General features: G+C 48.5%; 16 protein-coding genes. 6 read left to right on the forward strand and 10 right to left on the reverse strand.

Annotated elements, in window-relative coordinates; all coding sequences use genetic code 11:
• The first annotated feature begins 233 nt into the window (after window positions 1-233).
• The 3 genes from FHW36_RS19775 to FHW36_RS19785 are packed head-to-tail and all read left to right on the forward strand — an operon-like array spanning window position 234 to window position 3580.
• A complete protein-coding gene (locus FHW36_RS19775; protein ID WP_145671321.1) occupies window positions 234-1286 on the forward strand; it encodes a PKD domain-containing protein in 1053 nt (350 codons plus the stop codon).
• An 8-nt stretch (window positions 1287-1294) separates the two neighbouring features.
• Window positions 1295-1726 (forward strand): GPW/gp25 family protein, encoded by a 432-nt coding sequence (locus tag FHW36_RS19780; RefSeq protein ID WP_186452536.1) that lies wholly within the window; start codon window positions 1295-1297, stop codon window positions 1724-1726.
• Between the two features lie 24 nt (window positions 1727-1750).
• Window positions 1751-3580 carry a type VI secretion system baseplate subunit TssF gene (locus FHW36_RS19785; RefSeq protein ID WP_145671323.1) on the forward strand — a complete coding sequence of 610 codons (1830 nt, stop codon included), beginning with the start codon at window positions 1751-1753 and terminating at the stop codon, window positions 3578-3580.
• 15 nt (window positions 3581-3595) lie between these two features.
• Here the strand turns inward: FHW36_RS19785 and FHW36_RS19790 are convergent, their stop codons facing one another.
• The 8 genes from FHW36_RS19790 to FHW36_RS19825 form a co-directional block, all read right to left on the reverse strand.
• Window positions 3596-4693, reverse strand: a complete 1098-nt coding sequence (locus FHW36_RS19790; RefSeq protein WP_145671324.1) for a transglycosylase SLT domain-containing protein — start codon at window positions 4691-4693, stop codon at window positions 3596-3598.
• Complete coding sequence (locus FHW36_RS19795; RefSeq protein WP_145671325.1) at window positions 4690-5589, reverse strand: hypothetical protein; 900 nt, start codon at window positions 5587-5589, stop codon at window positions 4690-4692. Before FHW36_RS19795 ends, FHW36_RS19790 begins: the two co-directional genes overlap by 4 nt.
• 127 nt (window positions 5590-5716) lie before the next feature.
• On the reverse strand, window positions 5717-7087 hold the full coding sequence (locus FHW36_RS19800; protein WP_145671326.1) for a DUF5458 family protein: 1371 nt from the start codon (window positions 7085-7087) through the stop codon (window positions 5717-5719).
• 38 nt (window positions 7088-7125) lie between these two features.
• Window positions 7126-7572, reverse strand: coding sequence for a hypothetical protein (locus FHW36_RS19805; protein ID WP_145671327.1), 447 nt, complete (start codon window positions 7570-7572; stop codon window positions 7126-7128).
• Window positions 7573-7609: 37 nt separating this feature from the next.
• A complete protein-coding gene (locus FHW36_RS19810; protein ID WP_145671328.1) occupies window positions 7610-10054 on the reverse strand; it encodes an ATP-dependent Clp protease ATP-binding subunit in 2445 nt (814 codons plus the stop codon).
• 402 nt (window positions 10055-10456) lie between these two features.
• On the reverse strand, window positions 10457-11512 hold the full coding sequence (locus tag FHW36_RS19815) for a DUF3137 domain-containing protein (RefSeq protein ID WP_145671329.1): 1056 nt from the start codon (window positions 11510-11512) through the stop codon (window positions 10457-10459).
• Window positions 11513-11530: 18 nt separating this feature from the next.
• Window positions 11531-12055: a hypothetical protein gene (locus FHW36_RS19820; RefSeq protein ID WP_145671330.1), complete on the reverse strand. Its 525-nt coding sequence runs from the start codon at window positions 12053-12055 to the stop codon at window positions 11531-11533.
• 232 nt (window positions 12056-12287) lie between these two features.
• Window positions 12288-13502, reverse strand: a complete 1215-nt coding sequence (locus tag FHW36_RS19825) for a DUF6807 domain-containing protein (RefSeq protein WP_145671331.1) — start codon at window positions 13500-13502, stop codon at window positions 12288-12290.
• Between the two features lie 143 nt (window positions 13503-13645).
• On the opposite strand from FHW36_RS19825, the gene FHW36_RS19830 reads away from it, so the two are divergent.
• The 3 genes from FHW36_RS19830 (at window position 13646) to FHW36_RS19840 (ending at window position 16150) form a co-directional block, all read left to right on the forward strand.
• The gene (locus FHW36_RS19830) at window positions 13646-15199 is read left to right on the forward strand and encodes a C25 family cysteine peptidase (RefSeq protein WP_145671332.1); all 1554 of its coding nucleotides are present in this window, start codon (window positions 13646-13648) and stop codon (window positions 15197-15199) included.
• Window positions 15186-15458 (forward strand): hypothetical protein, encoded by a 273-nt coding sequence (locus FHW36_RS19835; RefSeq protein WP_145671333.1) that lies wholly within the window; start codon window positions 15186-15188, stop codon window positions 15456-15458. The genes FHW36_RS19830 and FHW36_RS19835 overlap by 14 nt, the downstream gene beginning before the upstream one ends.
• A 74-nt stretch (window positions 15459-15532) precedes the next feature.
• Window positions 15533-16150, forward strand: a complete 618-nt coding sequence (locus tag FHW36_RS19840) for a hypothetical protein (protein ID WP_145671334.1) — start codon at window positions 15533-15535, stop codon at window positions 16148-16150.
• Here FHW36_RS19840 and FHW36_RS19845 read toward each other — a convergent pair whose 3' ends face one another.
• Window positions 16151-17164 carry a dipeptide epimerase gene (locus tag FHW36_RS19845; protein ID WP_145671335.1) on the reverse strand — a complete coding sequence of 338 codons (1014 nt, stop codon included), beginning with the start codon at window positions 17162-17164 and terminating at the stop codon, window positions 16151-16153. It abuts the gene before it with no gap.
• A 68-nt stretch (window positions 17165-17232) separates the two neighbouring features.
• Window positions 17233-19845, reverse strand: a complete 2613-nt coding sequence (locus FHW36_RS19850) for a 4-alpha-glucanotransferase (RefSeq protein ID WP_145671336.1) — start codon at window positions 19843-19845, stop codon at window positions 17233-17235.
• Window positions 19846-19890: the final 45 nt, after the last annotated feature.

The following is a 19890-nucleotide window of genomic DNA, read 5'->3' on the forward strand; positions in this document are numbered from 1 at the left end:
GATTTTAGGTTCTTCTTATCCTGCTATTAGCTGACGACTGTTAGCATAACTATCGTTCGTTCGACTATGGTTCCGGGCTAACAACTAGCAGCAAAAATAGGGGATTGCTTTTATTATTCTCCATAATTACAGCTTAAATTTTAATGCCCTGAAAAATTTTTTCACCGGGTTAAGTTTAGCAATTTATCCAAAAAAACACTAAAATTGCAATATCGTAAAAACCTGAAAAACCGATGGCCCCCCGTAAACCCGAAAATGAACGTAAGGTTAACTCATTCCGACCTTTTGGAAAAATTGCCAGTCATGTCGACCCCATGGTACTGTGGACTTTCTTTGCGCTCTTCCTGATCAGCGGCGTGCTGCTGGCCTTTCAGCTCGATACCAAAGAAGATTGCAGCAATACCGATATTATACTGAGTCATGTTCAAAACACCAACAGTAAAGCCTACCTGGTAGGCGAAGTCATTACTTTCAACGCCACTAATCACGATAAAAAAACTAACAACTACACCTGGGAATTTGGCGATTCCAGCAATAAGGCCACCGGCCAACAGGTGTACCACTCCTTCAATAAAGCTGGCAGCTACATGGTTACCCTCAGTTCCGGCAAATGCAGCTGGACAAAAGAAGTACTCGTAACCATGCCCGTGGAAAATACCGGTGGCAAGCCCGATATTTTCCCGGTTATTGAAGGTCCGTCTGAAGCCTTTGCAGGCAGACCTGTTACTTTTACGAACAAAACATCCTCTGCTACCCAATGGAGCTGGCGGCTCCTGCAGGACAACGCAGAAATGCATTCAGGCGCTACCGTTACCTACACCTTCTCTTCTCCCGGTGAAAGAACCCTGTCGCTCATCATCAACGGCGACAGTGCCCATATGGTACTCAAACACATTACCGTATTCCCCGCACGCCCTGCGGCGCCGGAACATACTCCTGATGTACCTTTCAACCCCGAACCGGTACAACCCAAAGCACCGGAACCACCACCGGCAGTGGAAAAGCCTAAACCCTCTATCTCCGATGACGAATTTAAATACCTGCTCACCCAGGTAACCACCAAACAGAAAACAGCAGCAGACTTCGCGCAGTATCTCTGTAATAACCTCGGTACCAAAGTGGTACTGAACGGTAACGACCAGGATAATTTTGAACACTTCTGCTCCCGTATTTATGGCAAGAAAAAATTCAAGATAGAAAGGGTGAACCTGACCAAAGATGCCAACGGTTGCGTAAATGGCATCCTGATCATGTATGACCGTAAAAAATTACTGGGTATATTTTAATGTCATCCATGAAAGGAAAATATTATAAACTTCCGATAGACTTTTCTCAGCTGCTGCAGAAAAAAGACATGCCTGCCATCACACTGGAAGAGTCTATCGAACAGCATATCCACCTGCTGATCACGACCGTATTGGGAGAAAACAAAGATGATCCCCAATATGGCTGCCAGTGGTGGGACAGCGACTTTGATATCAAAGCCTCCAACAATGAAGTGAAGGAACAGATAGAAAACGCGGTGAAAGCATCCATTGTACGATATGAAAAAAGAATCACACAGATAAGGGTGGTAGCCGCTGTAAACCAGGAAGAGTTACTCCTGCCGGCTACCCGTAAAATGAAAAAGAAGATACGCGTGACCGTTACCGGCAGCATCAGCAAAAATAATAACCCGTTCCAGTACAGCAGTTTCTTCTATATTAGCCCCTTATCCTACGATTGATCATTTGTTTATTAACCGCCACTCATGAAAGAAAAGAAAGAACGAATAAAGGATAGAATGTTAAAAACCGCTGCCCGCCTCTGGGGATATCCCGATGCGGAAGTGGAAACCTCTTTTGATCCGGTTGTGCAGCTGTTACTGGAAACCTGCGCCAGCGAACTGGAAAAAATTTCCGGGGAAGTAGACGTATCGCATGCACGACTGGTGGAACGACTGGCGCAAATCATGATGCCGGAACCCATTACCAGCGCCCAGCCCGCCTATGGCATCCTGCACGCCATGGCCACTGAAGCGGTGGCCGACATTCACGCCGATCACCAGTTTTACCATCATACCAAAAGCGGCAGCCACACCCACGATATCTTCTTTTCCCCCGTTACTAATCATCGCCTTTTCCGGGGACAGGTACAATACCTGGTCATCGGCAACAAATTATTTGAAGCCCGTGATCATTGGTTTAAGGAACAGGTGTTACAGGGACATTTATCTCCCGACACCCCTCCCAACCACCTGTGGATCGGCCTGACCATGGAAGATGTTCCCCATTCCTGGGAAGGCATGTCACTCTTCTTTGATCTTCGTAATATCCACCAGCAGGAAATGTTTTATCACTACCTGCCCCTCGCCAGGATATTCGCCAATAACCGCGAGCTGGCGATCAAAAGTGGCTATGCCCATAGCCGTAATATGGCAGAAGAAGACGTAGACAATATGGTACAGGTAGCAGTTAACAACAACGCCCGGTACAGCCAGCACATTCTCCAGCGGTTTCGCCGCCACTTTGTAACCATCACGGATACCCAGGCGCCAGTAGCCACCAGCCTACCGGAACAACTCAGCAGGATATTCGGCGCCGATAGCCAACGCATACAAAAAGATATTTACTGGCTACGTATTGAATTCCCCGAGGCACTGCATCATACCCTGATGGAGGACCTCTACTGCAGCATCAACTGCTTCCCGGTGATCAATAAAAAAAATAACGAGCAGTCCATGAAACTGAATCGTTATCTCAATATTATTCCCCTGCAAACACCAGATATCTTCTTCGATATCAAAAGAGTATACGACCTGGAAGGCACCGATTATTACATACGTAACTTTTCTACTGCCGGCCAGATGCAGGAGGGAGAGCTGGTCATCCGCAGCAGCGGCATTGGCCGCTTCGATACCCGTGAAGCCAAAGAAGTGATCGCCTACCTGGTGGAAGTGATCCGAGATGAAAGCTCCTTGTTTGAAGAAGTGAAGAACGACTACGTAACCAACCGTATGCGGGAACTGCATCAGCTGATTGCTTCATTGGAAGAACAATTGCAGCCTGGCGCCAATAAAGGGAATATCCCCTATGTGATGGTAAAACCGAAAGACAACGCGGAATATATTTTCCTGGAATTTTACTCCACCAATGGTACCACTGCCAATAACATCCGCATGGGCACCCGCTTGCTGGAATATGGAAATATTCATACCCGTCCCAATAGCATTACCTTGCTGACCAATACGCAGGGAGGAAAAGACCGGTTAAACATCGATGAAAAAATAAATCTTTACCGCTCTCACCTGCTGTCGCACAACCGCATTGTAACGCCGGAAGATATGAAAGCGCTGTGCCGCACTATTTATGGCGAAGAAATGAAAACGGCCAACATTACGAAAGGGGTAGCACTACAACCCGGCAACGGCGCGGGTTACAACCGTACCCTGGATATCCGCATTTCCCTGGTACAACCGACCGACAGGTATCCTGCTGCCAATCTTCAGTATATGAAAGAGGAGTTGCTGCTGCAACTGGAAGAGAAATCCACTAATACTTTCCCGTACCGGGTTTTTATCAATGAAGTATTGATGCCGTAAGCCGTACAGGTAATATTATCGTATTGCTAAAACAGCCGTTGCATGGCCACTCACCTGGCTAATGTTCCTGTTATCATTCGCACTACGCAACTGTACACTACCACCGGTTTTCAGCAAATCGGCGGGAATGCCTTTTTTTCCGTCTGCTGCACAAAGCACTACCGTATTACCGAATCCAAGATCTACATAAACCCGGTTGCTTACCAGCCAACCCTTGCCGGAGAGACTGGAATTTTTCCGTATGTATACGCCATTGGCCTGCAAATCATCGAGCAACTGGATGCTGACCAGCTGTCCGTCTTCGAAGGTGGCATAATGCTGTAAGCGGGCGGCGTAAACCGTTACGCCCTGTTTGGGAACAGCGGCTGACCGGCCAATGGCTATGCGAATATTATTAAAATCCTTATCGCCCGCTTTACTAACCGGCGCCGGGGTGGCAAACACCGACCCGTTGTTGGTGGATTTGGCAAATACATTATAGCCAAAGCCCGGCATGTATAGTTCCGGGCTTTCAAACAGTTGCTTGATCGCAATGATCTTATAGATATACTGCGCCGTTTCGTTGTTGAGCACCAACTGGTAATAGTCGCTGCTTCCCTGTCGTTTTATGTTTTTGGAGATGTTGCCCGGGCCGGCGTTATACGCTGCTGCAGCCAATGTCCAGGAGTTAAGTTGCTGGTGCAACTGGCGTAAGAGGCGGCAGGCTGCATGGGTAGCCTTGATCAGGTGATTACGCTCGTCGTACCCGGGGCTAACGGTAAGCCCCAGTTCCGCTGCGGTGCCCGGCATGATCTGCCACACGCCCTGGGCGCCCACTGGGGAAGTAGCATTGCTTAAACCGCTTTCTACGATGGGCAGGTATTTAAAGTCCAGCGGTACGTTGTATTGCTGAAGAATAGGTTCTATAACCGGGAAATATAATTCCGCCTTCATGCGTAATGCAGGAAGATAACCCTGGTAGCGCAGGTTGCGCTTAATGATATCCATCAGCCGGAAAGAAACAAAGTCCCTTTCCATAGGCACCACCTCTCCACAGAAATCAATCTGCTGGGCAATGCCCGGCGCTGCCATACCCAGCAGCAACAATACCATCAGAACAAACCGCTGTATCATTGTTTGGCCAACATATATTTCGGAAGCACGGTTACGGGAATGTATAACACCAGTTGCTGTTTACCTTCTGTGGTTTGTAATACCACAATCACTTCATCTTCCTTTCTAAACTGTTTGGATGGCACCACGTACACTTCACTGGCCTCTTCTTTAGGCGCGATAACGGAAGGCCCTTTCCGGTAAAGGATGGGCATGGTATGCAGCAGGGAAGTGTCCTTCTTTTCCTTATGGAGCAAGCTGGCCTTCACTATCTCAAAAGGTTCCTTTCCTTTATTGCGGATACGGAAACTAAAATAGTTCAGTTTATTCAGTGTCATGGCCTGGGCATAACCCACGCTTACACCGTCCACTTTTACTTCATACTGGTGATTTACTTTATGATCATGCCCGAAGTCATCTGCGATTTTGCCTACAGTCACCGTATCCACGCTGATGAGGCTTACGCCGCTTTCTTCCGGCAGGTTAGCCAGGTCATCTGACAATCTTTCCCCTCTGCCGGCACGCGGTTCCTGTGGCGCAGCTTCCGGTGTGGTAATAGCTCCGGTAGTCCTGACCTTGCCGGACAGGGTGTATTTCAGCCGGGCCAGGTCTACTTTATCGCGGAAGGCGATGATCATGTAATGTATATTTTCACCTTCCCTGACAATCAGGTTAGTTGGCCGGGGTGTAGCGGTAACAGGCCGCAGGAATACCATATTGCCATCTACAATGCGGTAGTCATAATCGGTATTCTTTCCGTCTCCGATCTGGAAAGTACTGATGGGTGCGCCGGAGGTAATAAGGGTAACAGCGCCTTTGGTGGTCAGGATACTGTCTGTACCCGCTTGGGCCATGACAGTGAAACCAGTCCCGGTAATTAACAAACAAAGCAGTAAACTGCACAGCACTCTTTTCATCGTTTCGTCAGCATTTTAGCCTTAAGATATTAACTGAATCATGTTTAGGGATTTTCAGCGGTCAGCTTCCGGTGGTCAACAGGCACTCTTAAAATGCCGTTAAAGGCCTAAAGCTGACCGTTGACGACTATTTGCCATCCTGTTCGTAGGTAGTATCCCAATCTGTAGCTTCATCGCCTTTTTGACCCTCCATTTTGATCAGGAAGTTCTTGGCAGGGAAATAGGGCTTCAGATGGATATCCAGGTGGATACGGTCTTTCTGTACCGGATCCTGTTCAAAACGGCGGATATTGAAGTCTTCTATGAGTTTATCGGGCCCGGTGATACCATCCAGGAAGCGGATAATCTGTTTCATCAGGTCCTTACGTGTATTAGCATTGAAGTTTTCAAAAGCGCGGCGGTTGAGGAAGTCCATCAGCACTTTGGTAACGAAGTCGAATACCCGTACTACGGAATAGGTTTGCAAGCCCAGGTTATCACCGTTAAACAGCGTTTTGGCACTGAAGGCCATTACCTTGCCGTACTCCTTTACCATGGGCACCAGGCCCATTTTTTCCAGGCTGGCGATTTCGCTTTTCTTCAGCTCAAATTTCACCCCATCTACTTCGTTCATACCACCGAATTTTTTACCGGCAGTTACCTGCGACATGAGGGTTTTATAAATTTTCCCTGCGAGCGCACCTGATGGCGGTACATAGAGGTGATCCTGCTCTCCTACTTCGTCGAACTTGCCGCGGCCTACCAGCCAGTTACAAGCCATGATCACGTTGGAGCGGTGGATTTCGCCACCGGTAAGGTTAGCCAGTTCAAACATTTCCATCACATCATCCGGCGCATCCAGGTGTGCGAAATCTGTTACCAGCATGGCTTTATTTTCATGGGCTATTTTCGCCCATTTTTCTATTACTTTATTGGAACCAAGATATCCTGGTATCACCAGCAGGCTGTAGTTGCTGCGCAGATCCAGACGATCGTAGTTGTTGACCAGCTCCATGCTCACCGCGTCGATAAACCGGGTATTATCCAGGTCTTTCAGCTGCTCCAGCTCCACGTTGATAAACGATACGTTCTTCACCTTGTCGGACTCCGTATTTTTAAAGAAGAGCGCCACGTTGCGGTAAGACTGTTCCAGTTCGCGGGTAGCATCTACAGCTTCCCCGAGATTGGTGGACAATACTTTCTCTGCTTCTTCCGCATGGGAGGTACAATAGTCTACCATTTCGGGCAGCTCATTCGTTTCTGACAATACCTTTTCCCAGAGTGACAGTACTTTCTTGAGTTTATCTCTTTCTGTTTTCTTTCCGGCTTCGGTCAGAAAAATATTACGACGCGCTTTACGATCGGGGTTAAGATTTTGCGCGCCTTCAATTGCAGCTTCCAACAGGTCGAAACCGCCATATTTTGCCAGTTCTTCAATATTCTCTACGAGGTTAACTTCCTGTTTTTGTGAAGACAGGCTTTCGTTTTGCGGCTCCTGGTTTTTCTGTAATTCTGCCATAATCAGTGAGGTTATGTTCCTGGATAGGGAACTGTTAATTATTTGGTATTAAGGTCTTTCATCATGCCACGAATGGCTCCCAGTATCGCTTTGCGGGCATCGGGATCTGCCAGGGCGGATTTGAGGATCTTGTTTGTTTTCAGTTGCCTCATAATTTTCAGGTACTGTTCTTTTTCAGTAGCCAGGTCATTTAAGAAAGCACTTTGAGCGGTGATACCTTTTACACCAAAATCCCCCAGGTGATGAAACTGCAGTTTTTCAGGCACGGTACGGCCTTCTGCATCATGGAAGCTTACGTTCACGGCTGGTTTGAAATGTTCAAAAACAGCTTCTACAGAAGTAAGCCCTTCCACTATTTCAGGTTTAACAGGCGCCTGCTGGGTTAACTTTTCAGCAAACAAGGTACGGTTATGCGAAATTTCCGCGATGGCTTCGTTGGCGTCCAGCTTCACTTCTGTGCCGCCAATTCCGTAGTTGTCATTCATTTGAGATAAAATTTAAATTTTTGGAATCTGACAATCATCAATTTATGGTCCAGTCTAACTGATCATTTTTTATATCGAGGGTTACCGACATATCTTTCCGGAGATTACCATTAATAATCATGCGCGACAATGGTTTGCGCAACTGTCCCCGTATCACTTCCCGCAATGGGCGCGCGCCATACTGAGGTGAATATCCCATCAGTGCCAGGTGGCGCCGGGCTGCTTCGGTAACGGTTAAACTAATTTCCTGCTGTTGCAACAATTGTAATAAATGCTGTAAATGGATATCAAATATCTTTTCCACGTTTGATTGCTGGATAGGGCCAAAGGGAATGATTTCAGTAAGCCTGCCCAGGAACTCTGGCCTGAAGTGTTTAGCCATCAACTCCATCAACTGCGTTGATCCGGGAATGATATCCTGTTGGAAAGATTTTGCAATGACTTCACTGCCAATGTTGGACGTAAACAACACCAACGCATTCGAGAAATCGCCGGTCTTCCCCAACCTGTCGTGCAGCTTTCCCTCATCCATGATCTGCAGGAAGATATCAAACACAGAGGGATGCGCTTTTTCGATCTCATCAAACAATACCACCGCATAGGGCTGTTGTCTTATCTTATTCACCAGCAATCCTCCTTCCTCATACCCTACATATCCCGGAGGAGCGCCATACAACAAGGCTGCGGCATGTTCTTCTTTGAATTCAGACATATCAAAGCGGATCATACTGCGTTCATCCTGGAAAAGAAAATCAGCCAGCGACTTGGCCAGTTCCGTTTTACCGGTACCGGTGGGTCCGAGGAAAAAGAATGAACCTATAGGTTGCCCAGGTCTGCTCAGGCCGGACCTCGACTCCAGGATGGCGTCTGCCACTGCTTTGAGTGTATGATCCTGGCCAACTACCCGTTTGCGCAGGTGTTCTTCCATACTCACCAGCCGCGCTCTTTCCTCCGACTGCACTTTTCCCAAAGGAATGCCGGTAATGGAAGCTATCATGGTGGCCAGGTCCACCGGGGTTACTTCCTCCTGCTGTGCCGCGGCAATGGTAGCCAACTGCTCCAGCAGTTGTTGCAGGGCTACCTGCAATTCCGGTGTGGTGGTTAGTTTATGTATATCGGCCGATGCAGATAAACGAGCAGACAGTAATGCGCCCAGGCGTTCTGTCATTTGCCGGTAGAACCATTGCAGGTCGTCCATCTGTAAGGGATCATTACCGGTTAGTGCCGTAAACTCTGCCTGCAATGTTTGTAACAACGTTGGGCCGGTATCATGCATAGCGCGTATAGCGGCCATGGTACGGTCCAGGAGATTAATGGCACTGTCTGGCAGGCATCTTTCTTTCAGGTAGCGGCGCGACAAGCGGATAGATTCGTGTATACTTTCCGGTGATACCTTCAGTTGATAGAAATTCTCGTACACGGGAATCACGGCCTGTATCATACGGGTAGCCAGGGTTTCATCCGGCTCTGACAGGGCGATTGTTTCAAACCGGTGCCGCAGGATGGCGTCCGGCTCTATCAGCTTACGGAATCCTTCCGGCGTGGTAGCGCCGATCAGGATAATTTCACCTTTTCCCAAAGCTGCCTTCATCACGTTGGCCATTCCGCCACCAGATTGCTTGTCCAGCAAACTGTGCAGGTTGTCAATAAAGAGTATATGCCTGCCCGTTTGCTTCAGTTGCTGGATTACCTGCAACAGGCGATCTTCCAGTTCATTTTTATAGGCTGCCCCCGCTATAAATGCGCCATAATCCAGGGCATATACGTCGGAGGACTGTAAAGACAAAGGGACCTGTTTTTGTACGACAGCCCGTGCAAGGCCTTCTACCAGCGAGGTTTTACCTACCCCTCCTTCTCCTATGATCAATACGCTGGCCCGGTCTTTTCGTGTAAGCACTTCCGTGATACTCCTGATTTCGCCATCGCGGCCAATGACCGGGTGGAAAGTTTTCAGCAGCTGGGGATCTGTAATGCGATATACATACTTTAGTGCGCCCGGCTTAATACTTTTGCCATTGGCGGAGATAGCCGGGGCTCCTTCCTTTCCCTTCTTGCCGGCTGTTTTCAGCTGGTCGCGGGTAAAGGGAAATGTTTTTAGCTGCTCATAGGAAAAACCTACTCCAGGCGTACACAGCGCGATCAGCAGGCTCCAGGCATCTGCCTCCGCCTGGTCGTTCTCCTGTGCTATATTGATGGCTTCCTGTAATACAGCCGTTGCAGCCTCATCCGGTTCCGGTTCATCGGGGATGCGGGAGGCCCTTGGCATTTCGTCCAAACGCACTTCTGCCCACTCTTCCAGGTAGTATACATCGATATCCATTTCATGTAAAGCAGCTGTTAATCCTGTTTCCCGGTGTAAACAGGCACGCAACAGGTGCGCAGGCGTGTACTGCGGATGATGATACTCTTTTGCAATGGCTGTTGCTATCCTTATGGCAGATTGCAATGCAGGGCCGAATATGGTCAATGTTGACAGGGTCATTTGGGTGATACCAGGTTTTTCTAATAATTAAGTTAACAATTACAAATTCTATATGGGTGCCATCTCTTGCGTGGCGTGGTAAAGATACAGCGAAAACCTATACAGCGAAATCAAACTTAAAAAAAACTCGCCCAAGATGAAATAATTAACCCTTAATCATATATTATTCGTATACACCATCGCCTATAATATACTACAGCAAAGGATTACAGCGAATATAAAAAAATACCGTAACATATTATTTAAATTTTAAAAATGACACCTGCAATGCGCTGTGCTGCTTTCTTTGGCAGGAAAAATATGGGGAGGATATCTACCTATTAACGGACTATAGATTTATTGTCTCCTAAAAAACAAATAATATTCCTGCAGTTTTATCGCAGGAATTATAGTCACGCGTATCTACAACCGGGAGAAAGTATGGTTGGTCCAGATAGTAGTATTGTGCTGAAGATCCTCTGCGAGCTGTAGCATGGATGCAAAATCCAGGTAGAAGTTCTTCAATAGCTGCCGGTCTTCCAGGGATTTATGTAAAGTGGTTTCAAAGTAATCCACTCCATGGCTGATGCCTACGTACACCCGGTTATTGTAAAACGAGATGAACAGTTTAGCGCCGGAGCGTTCCTGCAGTCCGGTTAATTTCTCCATTAATATAGGCGTGAGCAACTGCTGCGCTTCATTTTCGTCTTTCGCATACACCATAAACAGTTTATTGAAAGTACTGTCGGCGGGTAATACTTTTTTACCCAGGTTCCAGGTTTCTATAAACCCATTGTCGGCGGTGCCGGCGCTAAACCAGCTTTCCAGCGTGGTACTGCGCGACAGGATATATACCGGGGTACTGAAATAACGGGGATACTGACCGATAAAATAACTGCCACAAAAAACAACGTCGGGGCCTTGTCCCCTTAAGGTCACCAACGGCATATGCGTTACCGTGAGATCGCAGCACTGGAAATTCATATCGCCCAGTTTACCATACACCTGGTCATTGCCGGTAATCGTATAATTTTTCCGGGCAAACAGGCCGCTTTCGGTAAATTCGTCGTAACTGGCGTAATTGAGTGGTTGGTAGGTATACGACGGGTTTAGAAAAGCAATCACCGGCCTTACGATCTTTTCTTTAAAATCCTGTCCATAATCAGCCGCAGCCGTAGCGCCTTTTTGTTTCATCATAAAATAACGCACCGCGTATCCTCCCAGTGTGAACAAGGTTACCAGCGCCACCATCAGGATAACCTGGTTGCCGGAACTGGCCTGGCCGGTGGCTGCCGTTTCCGCAGCGGTATGCAGGCTATATCTCACCAGGAAAAAAACAAAAACGGCAAATGGTACCAGGATGGCTGCCCACATCCAGCGCATCCAGTTACGGCCGGCGATACGCCGTTTTTCCAGGGCCGGTAACTCCTGTTGGAGCCGCTGGTCCAGGAAGGTATTAAATTCTTCCAGTGTCTTCATACCCGATATTAATTATTATCAGTTAGATGACCAGTTGGCAGAGCTGCCTCCAATGCTACTCACATTGTGAAGGGCAGGCTGACTGATCAGGGCTTTAAAAGGTTGTACGTTTTCGGCCGATAGTGGCAGCTTAAAGAAAGAGCGGCTCTGCCCTATTCTTACGTGGGCATATTCCATTGGAAACAAGCGGATCCTGATAATGCGCAGGGGCAGTGTCAGTTTATAGTCCGTATAGGTATCCACGTTATTTACAGATTCTCCCTTCTCCAGGCGGTTTACAAACTCCATGATTTTCTCCGGGCGTTTTTTTGCCTGTATGAGCATTACAATATACGGGATCAGTACCCCTACTGGCAGGAACAGTAAAATGTAGAGAATGGCTTTGGGGGTTTCCGTACTGCTGCCGGAAAAAATGCTATAGCCTATCAGGCCAAAAACGAGTACAGCAAATACTTCAGCAGTAATAAGGGCGGTAATAGTTTGCTTTTTATCCCTTTCATGGATTTCCAGCAACGTTGTTTTCAGTTCAGCGAGGTTGTTCATCAGTATATGTATTTAGAATAAAGTGGTAAATGACTATGGGATTTTAGCCCACCACACTTCCCCTGAAAAGGCACATCGTTCTCATCTGGTGCTGGTTTCTCTCTGTATATAAGTTCTTCATGAAGGATGGCGGTTAAGGGTTATAAAAGGCTTCTCCGAGGTTAACCGAGTGAAAGCCCGATCATTCACGGCGATAAAATAAATGAAAAAGCGACTAATCTCCAAATGCAAATTAACGATAGCTCACCTGTGGCGGATGTGCATAATCCTGCCAGGCGGCCTCTGCTTCTTCTGTGGTGATATCTCCGGCAAACACCATGATGCGATATTTCAGCTGGTAGCGTGACCCGGCATAGAGCTGCCATGGTTTCATGCGGGTGGGTGTATAGTTAAACATGAGTTCGCCGCCTTCCGCGTCTTCTGGCCACACCCGCAGTGGTTCGGGTGAATCGAAATTATCAGGATCACTCATAATTAACAATCCTGCCTTTCCTTTGGGCGTAGTGCCGCTGATTTTTACCCAGCGGGCCCGGGTACTGTCGGCATTCTTCCTGGTGTTACCTTCGGAGGTAAGCACCTGGCTGGTTTTCGCGGTAAAGTAGGCCGTGGTTCTTAATCCAAAACCGCCTCCATAACGATACTGTAACAGCGTAATACCATTCGGGGAGGCGGGGGTAAATGTACTGGTAAAATCCCATAAACGGCGGGATCCCTTATCGGTGGCAGGATACGCCTTCACCAACCAGGTTTCTGTAATAGCTGTTTTTTCCCTACCATCTTTCCCGAAAGCAATATGATCCTGTTGGGCACTGAAGCCACACCAGGCATTGCCGGAAAAAGTTTCCAGGTGGCCGGCAAAACGCACCTTCCCTTCTTTTTTCTGCACATTCCAGAAATCCGTTTCCCGTCCTTCAAAAAGCGTATGTGTCCATGGGTTCCAGATCCCCATGTGATGGAGATGCCCTGCATTGGGAAAAATGTTTGTCAGGATGACACCATTGGGCGCCCATAGCGGGTGAATAAACCCACTGCGGTTATACACGGTATCTTTACCCGCAGGAGCTGCCACCGTTTCGTAATTATACTGAAGAATGGGGGATTGCTTTTCTTCCAGCAGCAGATGCCCTGATTGCGTCACCGCTTTCAGGAGGGGGGCTCCCGGCGCATGACCTTTCTTCAGCTCATACACCCGTTCTGCACCGGCGGGCGTAGTGCCGGCCATTATCCAGCACAGCTGACCGTTGTGCACACTAACGTTAACGGGAATACGCTTTCCGTTACTCACTTCTTCCATAGTTACTTCCTCGGCGCCCTCCGGCAGGGTCGTATATACGATACTGTTATACCGGGTAATATCTCCGGCTTTTACCACCAGCCGGATCGTTTGCGCCCGGATAGATGTATATATGAAAAGTAACAACATAATGGATAACTGGAATTTTTTCATATGCCCGTGGATAGATTTACAGAAAAATACGGTTTACTTTTTCACTATGCAAATACCATGCGTACAACGCCGGTAATATTGTGATGACGGTGTGTAGCTTATTATTTTTTAATTCCTATTTTTGACTGATTAATCAGGATAAAATGGCATCCCCTAATATAAATATGCTGACTACCAAACTCATAATAACCAATAAATCAGCGCTGCAGGCCAAATATGGTGATGCACATCAACAGATACTGGATGACATTAACGCATTACTGGCCTATGACGTCAGTCGCCACCTGGATGCGCATGTTATTTTCCTGGATGATGCGGCACAGATGCAATCCTGCCAGGCCACGGCGGTAACAGATGTCAATGATGATGCACAGCATAAGAAAGCGATTGATGACCTGTACCGTTTTTTCTCGCCGGGATATCTCCTGTTACTGGGCGCACCCGATATTATTCCGCTACAGCGGCTGAAAAACCTGCTGCCGGGCGAAAACGATCCGGATGCCGTCATTCCCAGCGACCTGCCTTATGCATGTGATACCCCGTATGACACAGATCCGGGTAAATTTATTTCGCCTACCCGGGTGGTAGGGCGCTTACCGGATGTACCGGCACAAGGCGATCCTGCATACTTACATACATTGATCAACAATATCATTACGGCTGTTCCTTCTACCCGGAGCGAATACCTGCCCTACTTTTCACTCAGTACCTTTGACTGGCAGGATTCAACGCAAAACAGCCTGCAAAGCATTTTCGGCAACCATAGCAGCCTGCAGCTGTTTCCCGGGGATCCGAGTTTTACGGGTACCAACTGGACAGCCGAGCAATTACAGCCTAAAACACATTTCCTCAACTGTCACGGCGCCATCAACAATCCCGCTTACTACGGGCAAAAAATTGCTGATTTCCCGATGGCATTGCGGTCGGACATACTCAACAACAAAATTGCATTTGGCACCATCGTAGCAGCCGAATGCTGCTATGGCGGGCAACTGTTCGACCCGAAGAAAAACAGCGCCCGGCGGATGAGCATGGCCAATAGCTACCTGCTCAACCATGCACTGGCCTTTGTAGGCGCTACAAATATCGCGTATGGTCCGCCTACCGGGCAGGGACTATCAGACCTGCTCACCCAGTATTTTGTGATCAATGTGCTGAATGGCGCTTCCACCGGCAGGGCTTTGCTGGAAGCAAGGCAGCGGTTTCTTCATGAAATGGGCCCTACCCTGGATCCTTATGAACTGAAAACAGCCGCACAGTTTTACCTGTTGGGCGATCCTTCCCTGCAACCGGTTATCAACGACCAAGATCCCAGCGCCACGGATGCAGAAACGCCCTTTGTCAATGCCCTGCAGAACCGCCGCGATAACCTGGAAGCCCGCGGCAAAATGCTGGACGATTTTATTGCGGTGCCGCAGCCGTCTGATGACGGACATGCCACAGATCCCGCACTACACACCGCCCTGCATCAATTGCTCGACGAAAAAAGCTTTGCTAAAACACGCACACAGAAAATATATGTCAACAAAAAAAATAAAGACATCAGCAAAGAAGACGCACATAGCTCCATGCCATCTGTAAAATTTCATGTATTTTCGGAATCAACAGCCAATGGGGACATGCCTTTAACCAAGGTCCTGGTGGTAAAAGAAAAAAACAATCAAATACTGGGATATCGTGAATATGTCAGCAGATAAAACGAACCGGGATGATAAAGACAATCCCTTTGTGACGCTTACAGGGCGCCTGGTGTTGCGCACATTTGGCAGACATAGCAAAAGCGAGCACCTGGCAGTATACCTGGTTTCCGACCAGGGCGACTACCTCATACGCCCGGCAGGCGCTAATCCGTTTATGCCTGATGCGCTAATGCCACTGGTAGGCAAAACTATCATCGCCACCGGCTATATAGAAGATTACGTATTCCTTGCCCAAACCTGGAAAGAGGAAGAATAACTATTTTTTGCTATTTTGTCGTTTCAACATTATCCGCTGCCCGCGCATCGTGGCAAACGGCCAAATGCTAACCTATGAACTTATCAGTGTTTATTAACCACCTTGTACGCGAAGGACAAATAGCTGTAGTAGATGATCTTCCCCCCCTTTTGCCGGCTGCATCGGCAGATGCATTAGAGGTACTGACAGATTATTATCACCACGACAAACTGGAAATGCCCACTACCGCACCGGAATTTGATCCCGATGCCGCCCTGTGGGCAGCTACCTATCTCTACCAGGCAGTGCGGCTGATCATGCTCCGCAACATACAGCCCGACAAGTTCCTGCCAGGACTATCCCCTTACGCTGGGGATATTAATGCCAACAGCATTTACAGCGCCGATCTTTGCCTGAGGTATTTGCCCGATCTGCTTTGTTTGACCAGGAAACTGGATGCACAGGATGCATTGGTCATACATATCAGGGAAACCGCCATGCAATGGCCCTTTTCTTCTACCGGTATGCAACTGGCGGCAAAAGGATCGTTGGCCGGCATCATTTCATCGCCAGCGTTGCTACAGGCATATGCGGACAGAATTATTGTTACCAGGGATTATCCCCGTTGTGGAGTAACTGCCGTACGGGATGCAGTAAATGCGTCTCTGGGCGACTATGCCAGCGTGCTATGGCCCGGGTATCCTGCGTTATAATCAACGTAATAACACGGCGCCTGTTCCTATTCTGTCCGCGTATATAATACGGCCGTGCTCCATTTTAATGCCGTCCGCTGTATCTTCTGCCAGCAACAACGGACCATCCATATCCACGTAGTCCAGGAGGGGAAGCAAGTGGGCCACTGCCGAAGTACCAACAGTGCTTTCATTCATACTACCTGTCATGACCTTCATACCAGCCTGCTTGGCGGCTGTAATCATACGCAGCGCCGGGGTGATACCACCGCATTTGGTGAGCTTGATGTTAATGCCATGAAAATAGCCGATACATTGGGCTACATCCTGTTCTACAATGCAACTTTCATCTGCAATTACCGGCAGGACTATGTTTTCGTATACCCGCTTCATACCTTCTTTGTCGGCGGCAGCCATGGGCTGCTCTATAAATTCAACGCCCAACTCCTTTAAGGCGACGGCATTGTGCAGCGTTTCTTCTACCCCCCAGGCACAGTTGGCATCTACACGAAAAACAGCAGCGGTATGCTTTCTCAGCTCTTTGATGATAGCTATATCTTCTTTGGTACCCAGTTTTATTTTATAGATAGGCCAGGGAAACGCTTGTAACTTACGCACCATGTTTTCCACGGTATCTATACCAATCGTATAATCTGTGAGGGGATTATGACGGGTATCCAATCCCCATACTTCATACAATTTCTTTTGTTGTTGTTTGGCGTAGAGGTCCCATGCAGCAATATCGAGAGCGCAAAGGGCAAACATATTGTTTTGCAGCAGCGGGTACATATCCTGCCAAAATGCCGCCGGGGTGGTAAGCTGATAGTTTTCAATAAACGGGCGATGCTGTTCGATGGCCTGCATTAACAGGGGCACCGTCATGTTATAATAGGCATTATCGGCGGTTTCGCCCAGGCCACTGATACCGTTCTGTTCCAGCTTTACGACCAGCAGAGGTTGTACATCCTTTGATTTACGGGAGATGGTAAAAGTATAACGAAACTTTAGTTCATAAGGGTAAAGCGCCAGGTTCATAATAGGATACTATTCCGTTTGATGAAATAACAAATTACGGATTAAGCTGCATACATTCTTAAAGAAGATCAATACTCGTTGATAGGTTTGGCGATACGATACCGCCAGTAGTGCGATGCTACCGCAGGGATATTAATTCTTTCCGCATCCGGAGGGACCTCTGCATGATGCCCGGCAGCTGCCAGCAGGTCCTGCAATTGAAAGATTCGCCACATGGCAGGCGCTTGTATGTGCCGGGTAACAATTTGTTGCAATAGCTCCGGGGTGGCTGTTGCCGGGGCGGTACCGGCCTGGTGTAATTGGTTCCGGTAGTATTCCCGGGAGCGAACAGGATCTTCTTCCCACCAGCCCCTGAGCGTACTCATATCGTGTGTATCGGGGGTAAGTACCGACAGGTAGGGCGCCTTATTTAAATCAGTGAAACTGGCTGTTGCCGACTTAGGCATGCGCTCTACTTCCAGGCTTAATATGCCCAGCGCCTGCATTACGCCAGGTACACAATCGGGCACCATGCCCAGGTCTTCCCCGCAGATCAGCATATTGGTAGCACGTTTGATCAGGGGGAGTTTATGCATGGCTTCCTTACGCCAACAGCTCTCCTGCCGCACATAAAAATAGTCGTGGTACAGTGCCAACAGGCTGTCCTGTTCTTTTTTGCCAAGTGCGGCAAAAGAACGGGTAGCGGCCAGGTCATAACGGGGATGGTACAACGTTCTGTTCCTGTCGGTAACCCGGATAAACAGTACATCTGTAATCAAATGACAGAGTATATTTTTCACGGCTTCCGGCAGGGTCGCTGCGGCCACTTTACGTTGGGTATTAAATTCCGGCAACAGTTGATAGCGTCCGTCTCCGAGGGGAACCATCAGTTTATCTTTCATAATGCCCGCATAGTTACCGAAAGCTTCTTCCAGTATAGCCTGGGTGATATAGGGCTGGCAGTACCGGTTTTCGTCGAAGTCGATGCCTCGCTGCCTTATTTCCTCGCGACTAACGGGTATGGCTGGATGAAAATATCCCAGCAGTCCCTGGATAGCATCAGCAGGTATTTGCCAGATACGGAAGAAACCGAGGATATGGTCGATGCGGAAGGCGTCGAAATAAACGGACAGATGCCGCAGGCGTTGCTGCCACCATTCGAGGCCATTGGTGCCCATCTGTTTCCAGTTCCAGGTAGGGAATCCCCAGTTTTGCCCGGTGGCGGTAAACCCATCTGGCGGGGCGCCGGCCTGCATATCGAGGTGATAATATGCCGGATGCATCCAGGTATCTACGCTGTGCCGGGCTACCCCGATGGGAATGTCTCCCTTGAGGGCTACCCCATGCAGGTGAATAGCTGCGGTAGCCGCCGCCAACTGGCGATGCAGGTGATACTGTACAAAGAAATGATAATGTGCCGCACTGGCGGCCGCTTCACTGCTGGCTAACAGCTGGCTGATGGCCGTATAGTCGTATATGTTATATTCCGGCCATTGGCTGAAATCACTGGTGTTATATTGCTCCCTCAAATAGCAGAAGGCCGCATAAGGCAGGAGCCAGTATTCATTGGCGGCAAACCATTGCCAGTAATCCGGCGTCTGGAGTTGCGTGCCCATTTGGTCATATAAAGCGTGCAGGTAAGCCAGTTTAAAGGACATCACTGTTTCATAGTCGACCGTTTCTTTTTCGTTGAGCCATTGCCGTAACCGCCCGAATTGCCGCTGTAACGGGTGTTGATCCGGCAGCACGCCCACATCCTGGAGACGTATGTATTGCGGATGCAGGGCAAAGGAAGAGATAGCCGCATAAGGATATGAATCTTTCCAGGTGTTGGTCTGGATGGTATCGTTTACCGGGAGTATCTGTATAAGTTGCAGGTGATGGCGCTGTGCCCAGGCTGCCAACTGTGGCAAATCTGCGAATTCACCCGTGCCAAATCCCTCCGCGCTGCGCAGGCTGAATACAGGTATAGCCACACCGGTTCCTTTCCAGGGCGTATGTTGGATACGCAGGATACCATCGTGCAATATTACCTGGCGACCGTTGATGGCTGCCGTATGCAGCTGCCTGTCTTCACCGTCTTCATAGTATAGAAAACGTTGGGCTTCCAGGTCGTAGATCCCGTATTTATAGGAAAGTGGTACTGGCACCCCAGGGAGTTGGAGCGCCAGGGAAAACCATCCCTGGGCATCATATTGCAGCAACAACGGTTGAGCAGTATTCCAGTTGCCGGTTTGATGATTACTTCCCAACATGCATACCGTTTTACCGGCATCCAAGAGGGGCGCCTGTACACGGAATATATGAGTAGCGGAGCTAAAGCCCGGCACTGATGCCACCGGTCTTTTATAAAAAACACGTGAAAAGGGAGCGGTGAGCCAGGCATTTTCCGGGCGGCCGGCATCATTCCAGGTATCCGTAAAAACAATCTCCTGGTGGCTGCCGGGGCTCACTGTGCAGGCTCTTACCTGTCCTTCATAACGTACCTCTTCCAGTTCCCGGACCAGGTATTGGTATTGCAGGGTAAACGTTTCACCGGGAGCCAGCTGAATATCGGTGTACCACCAGTCTTCATTCAGCCAGCGCATGGCATGTGCGTGTTTAGGCACATCATTGCCCAATGCGGGTAAGTTACCAAGCAGGTAAAGATTCTGCCCGTAATAGGTACGGTAACGGAGATAAAAACGTAATCTATAGTTCATCAGGTTCCTGCAAAGTAAGAAAAAGCAGGCAAAGGATAAAGCTAA

It is taken from the genome of Chitinophaga polysaccharea (assembly GCF_007829335.1).
Taxonomy (GTDB): Bacteria; Bacteroidota; Bacteroidia; order Chitinophagales; family Chitinophagaceae; genus Chitinophaga; species Chitinophaga polysaccharea_B.